General features: G+C 48.9%; 1 rRNA gene. It reads left to right on the top strand.

From position 1 onward, the window contains the following. Positions 1–135: 135 nt before the first annotated feature. Positions 136–1,382: ribosomal RNA gene (locus AAGS61_RS20790) — 23S ribosomal RNA — on the top strand; the annotation flags it as partial.

Here is a 1,382-nt window from a genome sequence, read left to right as displayed (position 1 = left end):
TTTGTTCTTTGAAAACTGGATAAAACGACATTGAAAGCAAACACAAATTTCTATTTTTAATAGATAAGAGTCAAAACAAGTCAAGTAACATTGACGTGTCAACTTAAAATCTTGAACGTTGTTCAAGTATAACTTGGTTAAGTTATTAAGGGCGCACGGTGGATGCCTTGGCACTAGGAGTCGATGAAGGACGGCACTAACACCGATATGCCTCGGGGAGCTGTAAGTAAGCTTTGATCCGGGGATTTCCGAATGGGGGAACCCACTACGTTTAATCGCGTAGTACCTTTACGTGAATTCATAGCGTACTGGAGACAGACCCAGGGAACTGAAACATCTAAGTACCTGGAGGAAGAGAAAGAAAATTCGATTCCCTGAGTAGCGGCGAGCGAAACGGGAAGAGCCCAAACCAAGAGGCTTGCCTCTTGGGGTTGTAGGACACTCTATACGGAGTTACAAAGGCATGTATTAGGCGAAGCGACTTGGAAAGGTCCGCCAGAGCAGGTAATAGCCCTGTAGTCGAAAGTACATGCCCTCCAGAGTGGATCCTGAGTACGGCGGAACACGTGAAATTCCGTCGGAATCCGGGAGGACCATCTCCCAAGGCTAAATACTACCTAGTGACCGATAGTGAACCAGTACCGTGAGGGAAAGGTGAAAAGCACCCCGGGAGGGGAGTGAAAGAGAACCTGAAACCGTGTGCCTACAAGTAGTTAGAGCCCGTTAATGGGTGATAGCGTGCCTTTTGTAGAATGAACCGGCGAGTTACGATTACGTGCGAGGTTAAGTTGTGAAGACGGAGCCGCAGCGAAAGCGAGTCTGAATAGGGCGATGTAGTACGTGGTCGTAGACCCGAAACCAGGTGATCTACCCATGTCCAGGGTGAAGGTGAGGTAACACTTACTGGAGGCCCGAACCCACGCACGTTGAAAAGTGCGGGGATGAGGTGTGGGTAGCGGAGAAATTCCAATCGAACCTGGAGATAGCTGGTTCTCTCCGAAATAGCTTTAGGGCTAGCCTCGTGATGAGAATACCGGAGGTAGAGCACTGTTTGGACTAGGGGGGCATCTCGCTTTACCGAATTCAGACAAACTCCGAATGCCGGATATTTATGCACGGGAGTCAGACTGCGAGTGATAAGATCCGTAGTCAAAAGGGAAACAGCCCAGACCACCAGCTAAGGTCCCAAAGTAATCGTTAAGTGGAAAAGGATGTGGCGTTGCTTAGACAACCAGGATGTTGGCTTAGAAGCAGCCATCATTTAAAGAGTGCGTAATAGCTCACTGGTCGAGTGACGCTGCGCCGAAAATGTATCGGGGCTAAACGATTCACCGAAGCTGTGGATTCACACCGTTGGTGTGAGTGGTAGGAGAGCGTTCTAA

Source organism: Lysinibacillus sp. KU-BSD001, assembly GCF_042920265.1.
GTDB lineage: Bacteria > Bacillota > Bacilli > Bacillales_A > Planococcaceae > Lysinibacillus_B.
The sequence above is the reverse complement of the archived record's forward strand: the minus strand, read 5'-3'. Positions and strand labels throughout refer to the sequence as shown.